The 15,144-nt window shown below is 69.4% G+C and carries 12 protein-coding genes; 5 read left to right on the top strand and 7 right to left on the bottom strand.

Annotation, left to right across the window (positions count from 1 at the left end; genetic code table 11):
- Positions 1–9 precede the first annotated feature (9 nt).
- The gene (gene galE, locus AC1DK9_RS09580) at positions 10–984 is read left to right on the top strand and encodes a UDP-glucose 4-epimerase GalE (protein WP_476915765.1); all 975 of its coding nucleotides are present in this window, start codon (positions 10–12) and stop codon (positions 982–984) included.
- A gap of 86 nt (positions 985–1,070) precedes the next feature.
- Here galE and AC1DK9_RS09575 read toward each other — a convergent pair whose 3' ends face one another.
- The 5 genes from AC1DK9_RS09575 to AC1DK9_RS09555 form a co-directional block, all read right to left on the bottom strand.
- Entirely contained in the window at positions 1,071–2,030 is a 960-nt protein-coding gene (locus AC1DK9_RS09575) for a lipid II:glycine glycyltransferase FemX (protein ID WP_476915764.1), read from the bottom strand.
- Between the two features lie 3 nt (positions 2,031–2,033).
- Positions 2,034–3,317, bottom strand: coding sequence for a mannose-6-phosphate isomerase, class I (gene manA / locus AC1DK9_RS09570; protein ID WP_476915763.1), 1,284 nt, complete (start codon positions 3,315–3,317; stop codon positions 2,034–2,036).
- Positions 3,318–3,386: 69 nt separating this feature from the next.
- The gene (locus AC1DK9_RS09565; protein ID WP_476915762.1) at positions 3,387–5,030 is read right to left on the bottom strand and encodes an LCP family protein; all 1,644 of its coding nucleotides are present in this window, start codon (positions 5,028–5,030) and stop codon (positions 3,387–3,389) included.
- Between the two features lie 9 nt (positions 5,031–5,039).
- On the bottom strand, positions 5,040–5,564 hold the full coding sequence (gene purE / locus AC1DK9_RS09560) for a 5-(carboxyamino)imidazole ribonucleotide mutase (protein ID WP_476915833.1): 525 nt from the start codon (positions 5,562–5,564) through the stop codon (positions 5,040–5,042).
- 74 nt (positions 5,565–5,638) lie between these two features.
- Entirely contained in the window at positions 5,639–6,835 is a 1,197-nt protein-coding gene (locus AC1DK9_RS09555; RefSeq protein WP_476915761.1) for a 5-(carboxyamino)imidazole ribonucleotide synthase, read from the bottom strand.
- Between the two features lie 225 nt (positions 6,836–7,060).
- Here AC1DK9_RS09555 and AC1DK9_RS09550 point away from each other — a divergent pair, with 225 nt between their 5' ends.
- The gene (locus AC1DK9_RS09550; protein WP_476915760.1) at positions 7,061–7,627 is read left to right on the top strand and encodes a GtrA family protein; all 567 of its coding nucleotides are present in this window, start codon (positions 7,061–7,063) and stop codon (positions 7,625–7,627) included.
- Between the two features lie 49 nt (positions 7,628–7,676).
- On the opposite strand, the gene AC1DK9_RS09545 is transcribed toward AC1DK9_RS09550, so the two are convergent.
- Positions 7,677–8,405 carry a TIGR03089 family protein gene (locus AC1DK9_RS09545; RefSeq protein ID WP_476915759.1) on the bottom strand — a complete coding sequence of 243 codons (729 nt, stop codon included), beginning with the start codon at positions 8,403–8,405 and terminating at the stop codon, positions 7,677–7,679.
- Positions 8,406–8,779: 374 nt separating this feature from the next.
- On the opposite strand from AC1DK9_RS09545, the gene AC1DK9_RS09540 reads away from it, so the two are divergent.
- The 3 genes from AC1DK9_RS09540 to AC1DK9_RS09530 are packed head-to-tail and all read left to right on the top strand — an operon-like array spanning position 8,780 to position 14,533.
- Complete coding sequence (locus AC1DK9_RS09540; protein ID WP_476915758.1) at positions 8,780–9,325, top strand: WhiB family transcriptional regulator; 546 nt, start codon at positions 8,780–8,782, stop codon at positions 9,323–9,325.
- A 29-nt stretch (positions 9,326–9,354) separates the two neighbouring features.
- Positions 9,355–12,801 carry a glycosyltransferase family 2 protein gene (locus AC1DK9_RS09535; protein ID WP_476915757.1) on the top strand — a complete coding sequence of 1,149 codons (3,447 nt, stop codon included), beginning with the start codon at positions 9,355–9,357 and terminating at the stop codon, positions 12,799–12,801.
- On the top strand, positions 12,794–14,533 hold the full coding sequence (locus tag AC1DK9_RS09530; RefSeq protein ID WP_476915756.1) for a DUF5719 family protein: 1,740 nt from the start codon (positions 12,794–12,796) through the stop codon (positions 14,531–14,533). Before AC1DK9_RS09535 ends, AC1DK9_RS09530 begins: the two co-directional genes overlap by 8 nt.
- 43 nt (positions 14,534–14,576) lie before the next feature.
- Here AC1DK9_RS09530 and AC1DK9_RS09525 read toward each other — a convergent pair whose 3' ends face one another.
- Positions 14,577–15,077, bottom strand: coding sequence for a metallopeptidase family protein (locus tag AC1DK9_RS09525; protein ID WP_476861794.1), 501 nt, complete (start codon positions 15,075–15,077; stop codon positions 14,577–14,579).
- Between the last annotated feature and the right edge of the window lie 67 nt (positions 15,078–15,144).

The following is a 15,144-nucleotide window of genomic DNA, read 5'->3' as shown; positions in this document are numbered from 1 at the left end:
GGTGGAGCCATGACTTGGCTTGTTACTGGCGGCGCAGGATATATCGGTTCCCATGTAGTCGCGGCGTTGCGCGCGGCGTCGATGCCCTCGGTGGTGGTGGATTCACTGTCCAGCGGGCACCGGGAATTCGTCCCGGATGACGTGCCCTTTGTGCACGGGAACATCCTCGATGCCGAGCTGATGGCCCGCACCATGCTCGACCACGTTGTGACCGGGGTGATCCATCTCGCGGGCTTCAAGTATGCGGGTGTCTCCGTGCAGGAACCGCTGCTCACCTACGAGCAGAACGTCACCGGTACCGCGCAGCTGCTCAAGGCGATGGAGCTCGCCGGCGTGGACAAGCTCGTCTTCTCCTCCTCCGCAGCCACCTACGGCACGCCGACCGGAGACATCGTCACGGAGGACACGCCGACCCGGCCGGAATCCCCCTACGGCGAGAGCAAACTGATCGGCGAGTGGCTGATTCGCGACCAGGGACGGGCCCGCGGCCTGCAGCACACCTCGCTGCGCTACTTCAACGTCGTCGGTTCCGGCTCGCCCGAGCTGTACGACACCAGCCCGCACAACCTTTTCCCGATCGTGCTCCGCGCACTGACGTCCGGGCAGACACCCAGGATCAACGGCATCGACTACAACACGGAGGACGGCACCTGCGTGCGCGACTACGTCCATGTAGCAGACCTGGCGACCTCCCACGTGGCGGCCGCCAAGGCCCTCGCCGCGGGCCGGAAGCTGGAGCCGGTCTATAACCTGGGTTCCGGCGACGGGCTCTCCGTCCGGCAGATCATGACAGCCATGGCTCAGGTCACCGGCATCGACTTCGAGCCGGAAATCGGACCCCGCCGGCCAGGGGATCCTGACCGGATTGTCGCCGACGGCACCTTGGCAGCCCGCGACCTGGACTGGCAGATGCGTCACTCCGTCGACGACATGGTCGCCAGCGCCTACGCGGCGCAGAAGCGCGCGGCTTCGGCCGGAAACTAGGCCCCGAGCCCGGCGGCGACTCGCCGCCGGCGGGGGACTCGTCGGCGGCAGTGCCCGCCGACGACCCGCCGCCGGCGGACCCGTCCCTACTTACGTAGCTTGGCGCGCAGCCCCTTGAGGAGCTGGGCGCCCTTGCGGGCAAGCTGGTAGGCCCCGTAGCGAAGTTTCTTCACCGGCAGGTCCCAGGTTCCGGGGTACGCAATTTCACGGCCCCCGAAGGATTTCTTGAACGCCGTGAAGCCGGCCCACTTATGGCTGGGCTGGTCCGCGGGCGCCACTCCCCAGAGATCCACGTGCGCCAGGCCCTTTTCCTTGGCGTCGGCCATCAGCGTGACCAGCAGCGGAATGCCCGCGCTGAGCTTCCGGTGCGTGTCGTCCAGCGCGGCGTGCGCATAGGTGCGGGTGTCCGCGGAGTCGTAGGCAAGGGCGGCTGCGATTGGCGTGCCCTCGAGCTCGGCGATGAACAGCGTTGCGGCGCCGGCCGGCATCAGCGTCCGGGCCACCTGGCTCAGGTACTCGTCACTTTGCGGTTTGAAGCCGTTGCGGGCCGCGGTCAGGTGCAGGAACTTCAGCAGCACGGAGATCTCCGCGGGATCCTGGCTGGACCGGAACGTCACGCCCTTCTTGTGGATATTGCGGTACAGGTTCCGGTTGGCCGGCTTCATGTCCGCCAGCACTTCCTTGAAGTCCCGGTCGAGGTCCACGATCCAGCTCAGCTCCGGCTGCAGGTTCGCCGGCGCGGGCCGCAGGCGGCGGCTCCGCAGCACGGTGCCGGCGTCGGCGGCCGCAAAGCCGGCGCTGACCGGTTCCAGGCGGACGCAGACCGCCCCGATCCGGCGCGCAAGCGCCGTCAGGGATTCCAGCGCGGCGTCGAAGGCCTCGAGGGACTCGGCAAGCGGCCCGTACGGGGCGTAGAGCACCTTCCCGGCGGGGTTGCTTTCCTCCACTGCGAGGAAACGCCAGCCCTCCCCGGCCTGTTCGTGGACGGTGCGGCCCAGGCCGCGCTGGACATCGGCCCAGTGCGGGCCTTGCAGGAAGTAATCCACGGTTCAGGCCTTCATTCCGGTAGTGACGGCAAAGGCCACGGCGGGCCCGGTGGCACCGGTGACGGGGTGCACGTTAACCGGCGCCTCGGCGGCCGGGAGGAACGCGGACGCGCCCCGTTCCAGCTGCAGATCGCCCTTGGGGGAGTCCAGCAGTACTGCGCCGGAAACCACGATGATGACCGCGGCCCCGGACTGCGCCAGCGGAACCGGTTCCGCGCCGGGGCGCAGTTCCACCCGCTGCAGCGCGAATTCCTGGAACGGCGGCCGGTAGAGTTCCTGGCCCAGCATCGTCGTCTCGGCGCTGAGGGTAGGCACTCCGACGGCCTCGAACGCGATCGTCTTCAGCAGCTCCGGCACATCGACGAATTTCGGTGTCAGGCCGCCGCGGAGCACGTTGTCGGAGGACGCCATCACCTCGATGCCCAGTCCGTGCAGGTAGGCGTGCACGTTGCCGGCCGGGAGGTACACCGCCTCGCCGGGGGCGAGGGAGATCCGGTTCAGGAGCAGCGAGATCAGCACGCCGGGATCCCCGGGGTAGTCGTGGTTGAGGTTCACCACCGTGGTCAGCTCCGGCACGTGCGATGCCATCGGCGCGCCGGAAACCAGCGCCTCGACGATGGCGGCGGTCGCCGCGGAGACGTCTTCGCCGCCGGCGATCAGCCGCTCGAAGGCGGAACGCAGGGCTGAGCGCTCCTCGGACTGGGACAGGTCCTCGAGCAGCCGGGGGAGCAGGGCAGGGACGTCCAGGCCCATAAGTTCAAAGCACTGAACCAGTTGCAGGAACACGGCCCTGGACTCGGCGGCGGGCCGGAACCCGCAGAGCGCCTCGAACCGGGTCAGGGCGAAGATCATTTCCGGCTTGTGATTGTCGTCCTTGTAGTTCCGCTCCGCGGCGGCACGGTCGACGCCGGCAGCCTCCTCGCGGGCGAACCCGGCCCGGGCCTGTTCCAGCGTCGGGTGCACCTGCAGGGACAGCGGGCGCTCGGCGGCCAGGACCTTGAGCAGGAACGGCAGGCGCGGACCAAAGCGGTCCACGCTGTCATTGCCGAGATGGTGTTGCGGGTCGCCGGCGATCAGCTCATCCAGGGCCAGCCGGCCGCCGTCGTCTCCGTCCCCGCGGGGCGCGGAAACGTCGGCGGAGGTGACAACCAGCGACGGGGAGTCCGGATGGGCCCCGATCCACAGTTCGGCCTCCGGGCCGCCGGAAGCAGGACGGCCGAGCAGGCCGGCAATCGCGGTGCTCGATCCCCAGGCGTAGGGCCGAAGGACGTTCTCAAGTTCGTACACGGGAAACCTATCTGCTCGTGGCGAGCTGGTGGCGGGAGCCGGCGGTAGGGACGGAACGGACGCCGGGACCTAGAGCGGCGCGCACTGGCCGTTGGTTGCCACCAGGTTGCGGATGGACTGCTCGTCACCGTTGCGCTTGAAATCATTAAGCATCTTCTCGGTGATCGGCTCGCCCTCCGGCGTCGTGGTCACCGGAGTGAAGTCAGAGGACGACGGCGACGGTGCGGGCTTCGTGCCGGGCTCGGCCCGGGAGACCCCGCCGGCCGCGGAAAGCGGCCCCGGAACCAGGGAAGGCTGGCGGATGGAGTCGTCGGCCGCCCCCGCCGCGGGAGCAGGGCCGAGCAGCTTGTCGACTGCCCGGTGGATCTTGTTGAAGTCCGGAACCGTGGAGAAGGTGGCGTCGAAGTCCGGCGGCCCGATCGTCAGCCGGCTCACCGGCTGACCCTTGGACTTCATCGCGAGGTCCACGAAACTGCCGAGTTGGCTGGCGGAAATATTGGAGTCGACCACCTTGGTGCCGGCCTTGACGATGTCTTCGAACTTCGAGAGCAGGGTGGCTGGATCCATCTGCTTGAGCATTGCCTGCTGGACGCATTGCTGGCGGGCAATACGGGCGTAGTCGTCGACGAACTCGCGGGAGCGGCCGTACCAAAGGGCGTGGAAGCCGTCCAGTTTGTTGTCGCCGGCCGGGATCCAGCCCAGCGGCATGCCGTGGATTCCATGGGCTTCGTCGATGGTGGGTCCGCTGATCGGAACCCAGCCGCCGGCCTTGATCCGGATGCCGCCCATGGCGTCGATGAGTTTGGCGAAGCCATCCATGTCCACGAGGACGTAGGCCTGCACCTTTATACCGAGGGTTCCCGAGACCGCCTCGAGGGTGGCTTGGGCGCCTGGATCCTGAACGCCGGGGTAAAGCTTCTTGTACTTGTTGGTGACCTCGGTATTGATGGCGTTGATGAGGCACTCATCGCCGCAGTCGTAGCCGTCCGGGTAGATCTTCCGCATCGGTGAGCCCTCGCTGAACTGTGCGTTCTGGAGGTTGCGCGGGATTGAGATGATCGCCGCCTTGCCGGTCTTGGCGTCCACACTGATCACGGAAAGGCTGTCCGGGCGGCGGCCGGTGCGGTCTGCCCCGGCGTCGCCGCCCATCATCAGGAAGTTGTAACGGCCCTCGGACGGCTCCATCGCCGGGCCGTTGGCGAAGATCGTTCCGATTGCGTCCCGGCCGACGTTCAGGAGGTAGGCCGCGTAGCCCAGGCTGCCGCTGCTGAGCAGCATCGCCAGCACCAGGGTGATCACGACGGCGGCGCGCGTCCCCGGCTGGAGCAGCACCGGGCGGATCAGGCGCAGCGTGTTGAGGAACAGGACCGCCCAGCCGAGGGCGAGCAGCGCAAGCACGATGACCAGCACGAGCGAGGTGGCTGGATTGGCGATGAAATTAATCAACGTCGGCCGCGACACCATGAGCAGGACGAGGGCCGCAATGATCAGGACCCAGGCGGTGAGCGTTATACGCAACGCTAACCGGCCCAGCCGGCGGTTGCCGGCGACGGTCTGGGCGCTGCCCGGGACCAGCAGTGTCATCAGGATCAGCAGGAAGGCACGCCGAGCCAGGACCGGCGACGCGGCTCCGGAAGGGTAGCGGACCGGGTCCGTCAGGGCACCGCGTGGCGGCTGCGTCTTTTCCTGCGCGGCGGCGAATCCTTTGCTCATGTGCGGACCCTACCGGCCGCTCCGCGTGATGCTGTTTTCGTCGGAGAAGACTTCGGCCACCTTGCTGCGCAGGTTAGCGCCCTTGCGGGTGGCGGCGTCGTTGAGGTCCTGGGCGAACCGCACCAGTTCGGACCGCAGCTGGGCCGCAAGCTCATCCGTCCCCGAGGCCAGCATCCGCACCGCGAGCAACCCGGCGTTACGGGCGCCGGCGATCGAGACCGTGGCCACCGGCACGCCGGCGGGCATCTGCACGATGGAGAGCAGCGAATCCATCCCGTCCAGGGTTTTCAGCGGCACGGGCACGCCAATCACCGGCAGGGGAGTCACGGACGCGAGCATGCCGGGGAGGTGTGCTGCGCCTCCGGCGCCGGCGATGATGACGCGCAGGCCTCGTTCATGAGCGGTCTGCCCGTAGCGGATCATCTCGGTGGGCATCCGGTGGGCGGAGACGACGTCGGCTTCGAACGGGATGCCGAATTCGGCCAACGCCTCAGCGGCAGCCTCCATCACGGGCCAGTCGGAGTCGGAGCCCATCACGAGCCCGACGATCGGGGCCGCCCCGTTTCCGGAGTTCCGGGAAGCGGAGTCTTGGGCTTCGGTGCTGGCGTTCACGCGTTCTCCTCGGGGTGCACCGGAGCGGCGCCGGCATGCGCCCGGCCGTCCCGGATGATGTTGGCGACGGTCGCGGCACGCTGCCGGACGGAATCGACGTCGGCGGCAGAGGTTCCGACCAGGTTGACGTGCCCGATCTTCCGGCCCGGCCGCACGGCCTTTCCGTAGCAGTGGACCTTGGCGGCCGGCTCGCTGGCGAGGGCCGCGGGGTAGGCGGAGAACAGGTTCTGGTTCGCGCCGCCGAGGAAGTTCTTCATCACCACGACGGGGCCCAGCAGGTCGGTGGCGCCCAGCGGCAGGTCCAGGATGGCGCGCAGGTGCTGTTCGAACTGGCTTGTCACCGAGCCGTCCTGCGTCCAGTGGCCGGTGTTGTGCGGGCGCATGGCGAGTTCGTTAATCAGGAAGCCGGAACCCACGCCGGGGGTTTCGAACATTTCCACGGCCATGACGCCCGTGACGCCGAGTTCGTTGGCGATCCGGACGGCGGCGTCCTCGGCCGCGGCGGCAACCTCCAGCGGGATGTCCAGGGCGGGGGCGATGACCTCGTCACAGACACCGTCGACCTGGACGGTGTGCACCACCGGCCAGGCCCGGGATTCGCCGCCGGGCGTACGCGCCACCATGGCCGAGAGCTCGCGGCTGAACTCCACCTTGGCTTCGGCCAGGAGCGGGGACATGGCTTCGAACCAGTCGGCCGACTCCGCGGCGTCCTCTGCTGAGGCGACGATCCGCACGCCCTTGCCGTCGTAGCCGCCCCGGGGCGTCTTGAGCACCACCGGCCAGCCGGCGTCATCCCCGAAGGCCACGAGTTCGTCGACACCGGCCACGGCGGCCCAGCGCGGATTCGGCAGCTCCAGCCGGTCGATCGCGGCGCGCATCACCAGCTTGTCCTGCGCGTTGACCAAAGCATCGGGGCCCGGGTGGACGTTGACACCGGCGTCGATCAGGGCGCGGAGGTGCCCGGTGGGGACGTGCTCGTGGTCAAAGGTCAGCACGTCCAAGCCGCGGGAGAACTCCAGCAGGTGGTCAAGGTCCGTGTAGTCGCCGACCGGAGCCTTGGCCACGGCCGCGACGGCGGAAACGTCCTCAGCCTCGGCGAGGACACGGAGTTCGAAGCCGAGGGCGGTCGCGGCAGGGGCCATCATGCGGGCAAGTTGGCCGCCGCCAACCACGCCGATTACAGGAAAAGTCACATCTCCCAGCCTACCGAAAACCTCCGCGGAACCGGCCCTCGCGCGCTCGGACCGCGCAAACAAGCGTTTTTTGGCTCCCGGATTGAGCCCCGGATCAGAGTTGGATTGCCGGGCGGCGGGCCGGATTGACGACGGCCGGGGGCGCGCACCCGGGAAACGGCGCTAAAATGGGCCGTTGGCCATGTGGCCGCCAGCTTCCCCAGATACAAATGCCCACGGAGGGTCATGATTAACACACTTGCAGATCGTGCGCGCGGGCTTGCCTCGCTCTTCTGGCGTGAAGTGGCCAAGTTCGGCGCCGTCGGCGGTGTCGCCTTCATCATCGACAACGGTTTGACGTATTACCTGATGCACGGCCCCATGTCCGACAGCGAGGCGAAGGCCCGCTTCGTCGGCGCGACCGTCGCCACGATCTTCTCCTGGATCGCGAACCGCTTCTGGACGTTCCGCCACCGGCGCCAGGAGAACGTGCTGCGCGAATTTGCCATGTTCGTCCTCATCAACGGCATCGGCATCGGCATCTCCACCGGCCTCACCGCCCTCGCCAAGTACGGCATGGGCATCACGGACAAGAACATGCTCTTCTTCGCCGGCGTCGTGGGCATCCTCGTCGCCACGGTGGTGCGGTTCTTCGCCTACCGCTTTCTCGTCTTCAACAAGGAACTCGACGACGAGCCGGAGTTCTCCCACGACCACGAGATCATCGAACGGCAGCCGCACGGCCACGACGCCGCGCGGGTCCCGGGGCATGCCGTCCAGGATGAGGACGTTCCCGGCGGCGACAACCGCTGAGCCGGCCCCGACTCTGAGCTGGCCCCGCCCCTGAGGTGGGCCGGCAGGGTCAGCTTCGGCTGATCCGCTCGTCACTTAGCAGCCGCTCGGTCACCGCAACGTCCGGGTGTACCAGCACCACGGAGCCATCCTGCTGCCATGCCCCGAGGGACTGCGCCAGCACCGACTCCAGGCCCTCGGCGGCACGGACCAGCAACCGCTCCCCGCCCTCCGCGGACGCCGCGGGGGAGTCCTTCGCCGGGGCCGCGAAACCCTGCAGCAGCTCGTCATGGCTGTACGCGTCCCCGTCCGCGCCCTGCACGGCCCGGCGGCCGGCTTCGGGATCGACATGCGGCATGAAGAAGTCGCCATGGGAGCGCACCTCGGCGGCATAGTCCACGGCGCCGGAGGGCAGCTCGCCCGGCCAGCGCATCGCCAGCGCCGGCAGCGCAACGGCCACGACGGCGTCGAACGCGCCTTCAGCGGCCGCCGGACCCGGCTCCGCCGTGGCGAGCAGCTCGGCCTCCGCGGCATCGAGTACCACCTCCATGCCCAGCTGCCAGGCGGCCAGGGCAAGCACCACGGACTTCCAGTGCGCCGGCAGGTCCAGCCGTAGCCGCGTTCCCGGTTCCGCATCCAGCTCGTCCTGCAGGAAATTGCTGGTCTTGGCCACCCAGTTATCCAGCACCCGGCCGGAGAGTTCCACACGCTCGGCGTCCGGGCCGTACCAGGTCAAACGGGGAGAGGTCGACTGGCCGGACCGCAGGGCTGTCATCAGTTGGAATGCCGGGATGCTCATGCCCTCATCTTGCCACGGCCGGGTTTGCTGTGATCTCGGTCACGACCATACGTCCGAGGCGGCGGCTGTGGCCCCGGGGCGGTGGAGGGCGGCGGCCGAAAACCAGCGCAATCACAGGAGAATCCCAGGAAAAAGGCCGGGAAATGCTCAGTATGCTGTCAAATCCGCGCCGATAAGCGCCCGAGCCGCTAAAACTCCCGGGCGTGGCGTGTCCGGAGATTCTCACGGAAATTGATTATTATCTCCGCTGCGGCTTGACTCCCGGATACTTACACACGTGTAATTAGGTATCGAAAGCCACTGCGCATCAGGCGGCACACAACCGAGTGTCCGAGGGTCAGGCAGGGGCTGCAAAAATCAGAGAGGGAACGCCAATGGGGCTTGCAGAGCGTATCCATGAAGATGAAATTGTCGCCGGCCAGGCGACGGCGAAATACCGTTCACGCGGGGTGCCGAGCGACTGGTACGTAGACCCGGCCGATCCGGACGCCGCGGAGCGGTACAACGAACACACCCAGGATTCGCTGCAGGACCAGGCCACTGCCTTCCTCGCAGCCCATGAAGCACTTCTGGCGGGAAACCCGGAGCAGGACAACGATCCGCTCGACCCGCCAATGGAACTGCAGACCCTGCACTCCGGAACCACCGCCCAGCCGGTGTGGATCGGGTTGCCGTCCCGGCAGGACTTCGATGATGAAGGCGAGCTCGGATGGCAGACAGATGCGCTCTGCGCGCAGACCGACCCGGAGGCCTTCTTCCCTGAAAAGGGAGGCTCCACGCGGGACGCCAAAAAGGTCTGCGGTGCATGCAATGTACGTTCACAGTGCCTCGAGTACGCCTTGTCCAACGACGAGCGCTTCGGCATCTGGGGCGGCCTCTCCGAGCGGGAACGCCGCCGGCTTAGGAAGCGGGCAGTCTAATTCTTCAAGAAGTACGAGTCACCGCCGTTGTGGTAGCCCACAACGGCGGTGACTATCTCCCCAGGACCCTGGCGGCATTGGCGGCTCAGACCCGTCCGGCGGACGCGGCCATCGGAGTTGACACCGGTTCCCGTGACCACTCGGCGGCCCTGCTCGAGCAGGCGCTCGGCAAGGCCAACGTCACCGTCTTCGACCAGTCCCGGAGCGGCATGGGCGGGGCCGTCCAGGCGGGCCTGAACGCACTCGCGCCCTGGCGCGGGGACTCCGGACAGGCCAGCTCCGACTGGATCTGGCTGCTCCATGACGACGCCGCACCGGCCCCCGAGGCCCTTGCCGAGCTGTTGCATGCCGTGGAGCGGGCGCCCTCGGTCACGGTGGCCGGCTGCAAACAACTGGACTGGCATGCCGGTCGGCGGCTGATCGACGTGGGACTCTCCATCAGCCGATGGGCCGAGCGCCTGACACTGATCGAGGCCGACGAGCTCGACCAGGGCCAGTATGACGGCCGCAGCGACACCTTCGCCGTGAACTCGGCCGGCATGCTGGTGCGCCGCGACGTCTGGGAGGACCTCCGCGGCTTTGACCCGGCCCTTCCGGGCAGCGGCGACGACGTCGACTTTTGCTGGCGCAACCGGCTCGCCGGCCACCGCGTCGTCGTGGTTCCGAGCGCCCGGATCTTCCACGTTTCGCACCGGCCGCAAGCCCTGGGCAACGCAGCCGCCGCCCGCAAGGCACAGGTCCATCTGCGGCTCAAGCACGCCGCGCTCTGGAAAGTTCCGCTGCACGCCGTCGGCGCCCTCCTGGGTAGCCTCTTCAAACTTGTCCTCAGCATCGCCGTCAAGGACCCCGGCCACGGGTTCTCCCAGCTGCTGGCAACCCTTGGCGCACTCGGAAGGCCCGCAGCCGTGTACCGCGGCCGGCGCAATGCGGCCCGCACGCGCCGCATCCGGCGTTCTGTCATCAAGGGGCTGCAGACGCCGCGGCGGGAGGTCTGGGCGCACCGGCGGTCGCTGATGGAGGCCCTCGGATCCGACGAAACCGACGCGCTTTCCCAGCGCGATCCGCTCGCCGAACAACCCAGCGGGGACTCCGCCGACGACTTCGCCGCGCTGGGCACCACCGAGCGCGGCTGGGTGGGAAACGGCGCCCTGCTGGCCCTGCTGCTCACCGCTGCGGCCTCCCTGGTCGGCCTGCTGAGCCTCTTCCGCGCCGACGCCGTCACCGGCGGCGCGCTGATCCCGGCTTCGGCACGGCTGGACGAGATCTGGAACCACGCCTCCGGTTGGTGGATTGCGCTGGGCGCCGGGCTGCCGGGCCACGGCGACCCATTCGGCTACCTGCTCTGGGTCCTCGGCGTCCTCGGCGCCGGCAACGCCAGCGGCGCTGTGGCATGGCTGCTGGTCCTGGCCATGCCGTTGTCTGCACTGGGCGCCTGGTTCGCCGCCGGGGCGCTGACACGCCGGCGCCGGCTGCGGCTCGCCGCCGCGCTCGTCTGGGCCGGAGCTCCCGCCCTTCAGGTCGCGCTCAACCAGGGCCGTCTCGGCGCGCTCATTGCACACGTGATGTTCCCGTTGCTCGTCCTGGCCCTGCTCCGCGCCACCGGCTCCGTTCCCGGTCGCGGACGCTTTGCCGTCCCGCTGCCGGGCGAGCGGCGCTTCACCGAAATGCCCCCGGCCAAGCCCGGTATCAACGGCACCCCATCCTGGACCGCGGCAGCCGCGGCAGGACTGGCGCTGGCAGTCGTGACCGCGGCGGCGCCGTCGTTACTGCTGCCGTCCTTCGCCGTCGTCATACTGTGCGGCGTGCTGCTGCGGGGCCGCGGGCGCACGCTCTGGTGGTCGCTTCTTCCCAGCGCTGCCCTGTTCCTTCCCTTTGCAATCTCTGCCCTCGACCGGCCGCGCGCCCTGCTGGCCGATCCGGGACTGCCGCTTGGCTTTGACGCCGCGCCGCTCTGGCAACAGGCGCTGGGCCAGCCGCTGCGCTTCGAGTCAGGCGCCGGCTTGGCCGGACTGTCGGTCTTCGGTCCGGGAGCCGTGCCGTGGGCGCTGTTGCTGGCGCTGCTGCTTGGCCTGCCCGTCCTTTTGCTGGCCCTTGCCGCGCTCTTCCTCCCGGGCCGGCGCGGAACCGGCCGTCGGCCACGGCTGGCCCGGAGCTTCTGGGCCGCCGGGGTAGTGATGCTGGCGGGCGGCTGGCTGGCCGGGCACGTTGCCACCGGCGCCAGCGCCGAGGTATTGGTCACGCCGTTCACCGGGCCTGCGGTATCGGCAGCGGCGTTCGCGCTGCTGGGCGCGGCGCTGCTCGGCGCCGATGCCCTGCTCGACGCTGCCGACGCCACTGCCGTGGCCGCGCCGGGACGCAGGTTCCTGGCTCACAAAATCCTCGTCCGCGGAACGGCCGTCATCGCAACCGTGCTCCTGCTTGCCGGTCCGCTCGCCGGGCTCACCGCGTGGGCCGCACACAACGTGCTGCAGTCCGACCCGCCCGCGGCCTCAGCGGATAGCGACGCCGCACCGGGTAACGACGCCGCGCCGGACGCCGCCGGCACCGCCGGCAGCATCCCCGGGGCAGATGCGGGCACCGACGCCAGCCAAGGCAATGCTCCGCTCGGCACCCGTCGGCTGGTGCAGGCCAGCAAAGCCCGCACGCTCCCCGCGACGGCCATCGACCGGGGGGAGGGGCCCGAACAGACCCGGACCCTGGTCATCTCCGCCAAGGACGACGGATCGTTCGCGGCAGCACTCATGCGCGGCGACGGCACCAGGCTGGACGAGCTGTCCGCCGTGGCCACCGCCCGTCCGGTAACGGGTGATCCCGGGAAAGAGAAAGTCCGGGACGACGACGCCGTGGCAGCATCCCTGCGCAGCGTGGTGGCGACAATCGCCGCGGGCCAGGGCGTGGACCCACGCCGGCAGCTGGAACAGCTCGGAGTCGGTTTCGTCGTACTGGAGGCCAGCGACAGCTCGGCGGAACTGACGGCCAGCCGGATCGATGCCGTACCCGGCCTCGTGGCGGTCGGCCGGACTGACGTCGGCTGGCTCTGGCGGATCAGCCCGTTGAACGAGACGGCAGCCAAAGCCGCCGACGTCGCGCACCGCGTCCGGATTGTCAACGCTGCCGGCGCCACTGTCGGACTGTTGCCGGCAGGTGTGGTCTCCGCCGACGCGTCCGTGCCGGCCGGACCGGAAGGCCGGCTGGTGGTCCTCGCAGACCGGGCCGATCCGGGCTGGAGCGCCTGGCTCGACGGCCGGCGCCTGACCGCCACCAGCTCGGACTGGGCGCAGGCGTTTACCCTGCCGGCCCAGGGCGGCCAGCTCAGCATCCGCTACGACAACCCGTGGGCTCTCTGGACCGGCATTGTCCAGGCCGTCGTGATCGGCCTGACGATCCTGCTGGCCATTCCGATGCCCGCCCGCCGTCCGAACACCGGGCTCTCCAGGGACGAAGGCTCCCTGCGTAAGGAACATCAGCATGCATGACGACCACGACGGCGTAACGCCGGCCAAGCAGCCTGAACCGGCCAAGCAGCCCGCGGCCCCGGCCGCCGAGAGTAAGCGGGACCGAAGCGCGCGGGGCGCCAACCCGCGTCCCGCCGCGGGGGTTCCCGCGCTGGCCCGGCTGAAGAGCCTCTCCGGCGCCATCGGGGGAGTCCTGTCCGCGGCAGTGCTTGTGGCTGCCGGCGGCGGCTTGGTCGCGGCGGCCGCGCTCGCCCCGCAGGCTCCCGGCAGCCGGCCGCTCAAGGCGCCACTGGCCGCGGTTCCGGCCGGCAGCAGCGTGGGCGTCTGCCCGGGACCGGCACGGCTGCTCCAAGGCACCCCTGTCGGCACGGACCCCCAGTTCAGCCCCGAATCGGCGACCGCCAAAAGTGCGGTCAACGCCGTCGTCATCAGCTCCAGCGCCGGCGACCTTCCAGGCAGCCGGCTGGCCACGCTCACCGGCAGCCCGCTCGTGGAACTCGCCAAAGCCACTCCCACCGCCGCGGCTCCGACGAAGACCCCGGCCCCGGGTGCGCCGGCGACTGCCCTGCGTGCCGGCGTCGTGCCGCAGCGCGGTGTCGACGCCGTCACCGTGCTCAGCGCGGATCCGCACGGCAACCAGCAATCCTCGGCCGGGGCCGTAATGAGCTATACGGCCGCGGACGGGGACCTCCGCGGCGCGGCCGCCGCCGCCTGCCAGGATCCGGCCAACGACCTTTGGCTGGTCGGGGCGAACACCGCACTCGGCCGGACCGCCGTACTGAATCTCAGCAACGCCTCCGGGACGCCGGCGACCGTCAGCCTGGACCTCTTCGGCGCCAAGGGCCCCATCCAGGCACCGGGCAGCCGCGGCCTGCTGGTCGCGCCGGGCAGCACCCGCTCGATCATTCTTGCCGGCCTGGCACCCGGGCAGGAGCAATTGAGCGTGCGGGTACGCAGCACCGGCGGCCCGGTAGCGGCCGTCATACAGCAGAGCGTGCTCCGCGGGCTGACCCCCGGCGGGGTTGATTTCATTTCGCCGGGAACGGCCCCCGCGACCCGGCAGGTCATCTCCGGCATCGACATCCAGAGCCCGGACGCGCTGGCGGCACTGGGCGCGAAGACCGGATTCGCCGACGCCAAACCCGCCTTGCAGATCACCGTCCCCGGCGCAGCCGACGCCGTGGTGGAAGTGAAACTTTCCGGGCACGACGGGCAAAAACCGCTGCCCGGCGGCGGTGTGGTCACCGCCAAGGCAGGCGCGGTTACCGAGGTCTCCCTCGCGGGCGTACCCGCGGGGCACTACACCGTCAGCGCCAGCTCGGACGTTTCGTTCGCCGCCGCAGCCCGGGTCACCCGCGGGCTCAAGGCCGAGGCTGCCGCCGACTTTGCCTGGGCGCCGTCCGCCGCGAGGCTCGGAAGCCAGCACGTGGTCCCGGTGCCCCGTTCGGGGGAGCGCTTCCTGACGTTTGGCGCACCAGACGGCCGCGCCACGATCAGCTACACGCCGATTACGGCCGACGGCAAGGTCCGGGCCGCGGCCACGGTAGACATTGCCGGCGGAACCACCGCTTCCATCAATGTTCCGGGGGACGTGGGTGGCTCGCCGCTGGTGGGCTACCTGGTCTCGGCGTCGGGGGATGCGGCCTACGGGGCCGTGCTGCTGGAGCAGGGCGGCAAGTCCGACATTGCCAGCGTCCCGGTTACCCCCGGCGCGGCCGGCCAGGAGCAGCTTCCGGTCACCCTCGGGTACTAGTCCCGGCTGTTAGCCGGAGCGGCCTGCGCGTTGCACCGGGCGCCTAGTAGCGGCGGCGGTACACCGGGTCCAGCGACTCGGGCGGGACGCCGAGCATCTCGGCCGTACGCTCCACGACTACGTCATGCACCAGGTCCTGGAGTTCTTCGCGGCTGCCGCAGGCCTGCTCCACAACCCGCCGGTACAGCGTGATCACGGGGCCCTCCTCCGCCGTTGCCGGAACGTAGGAGCCCATCGGCGCGGGCGTGCCGTCAGCGACAAGTTTCTCGAGCCCGGGCGGGATTTCCTCGACCGCGAAACGGACGCCGTCCAGCGGTTTGCCCCAGATGTCGTGCAGGCGCTGCGCCGAATCCAGGACAAAGTCATCAAAGCGGTCCGACCGTGTCCGGTATCCGGGCAGGGTGGGAAGCATCAACTCGCCGCGCAGGCCGCGGCCGTGCCGGTTCCTGCGGCGCTGCCGAAAGCTCTTCCCCTTGGCGGCGACGCCGTCGCCGGGGTCAGCCAACCGGACCGTAAAGCCGGGATCATGGTGCGATGACTGCATACCTTGACTCTAAACCCGGCGCCTGATTTCTGCGATATGGCGGACGGGAGGCGCGTTTCAATGCGCG

It is taken from the genome of Arthrobacter sp. 01T414, assembly GCF_056398965.1.
Note: the sequence above shows the minus strand (reverse complement) of the source record. Positions and strands in the feature narration are given on the sequence as shown.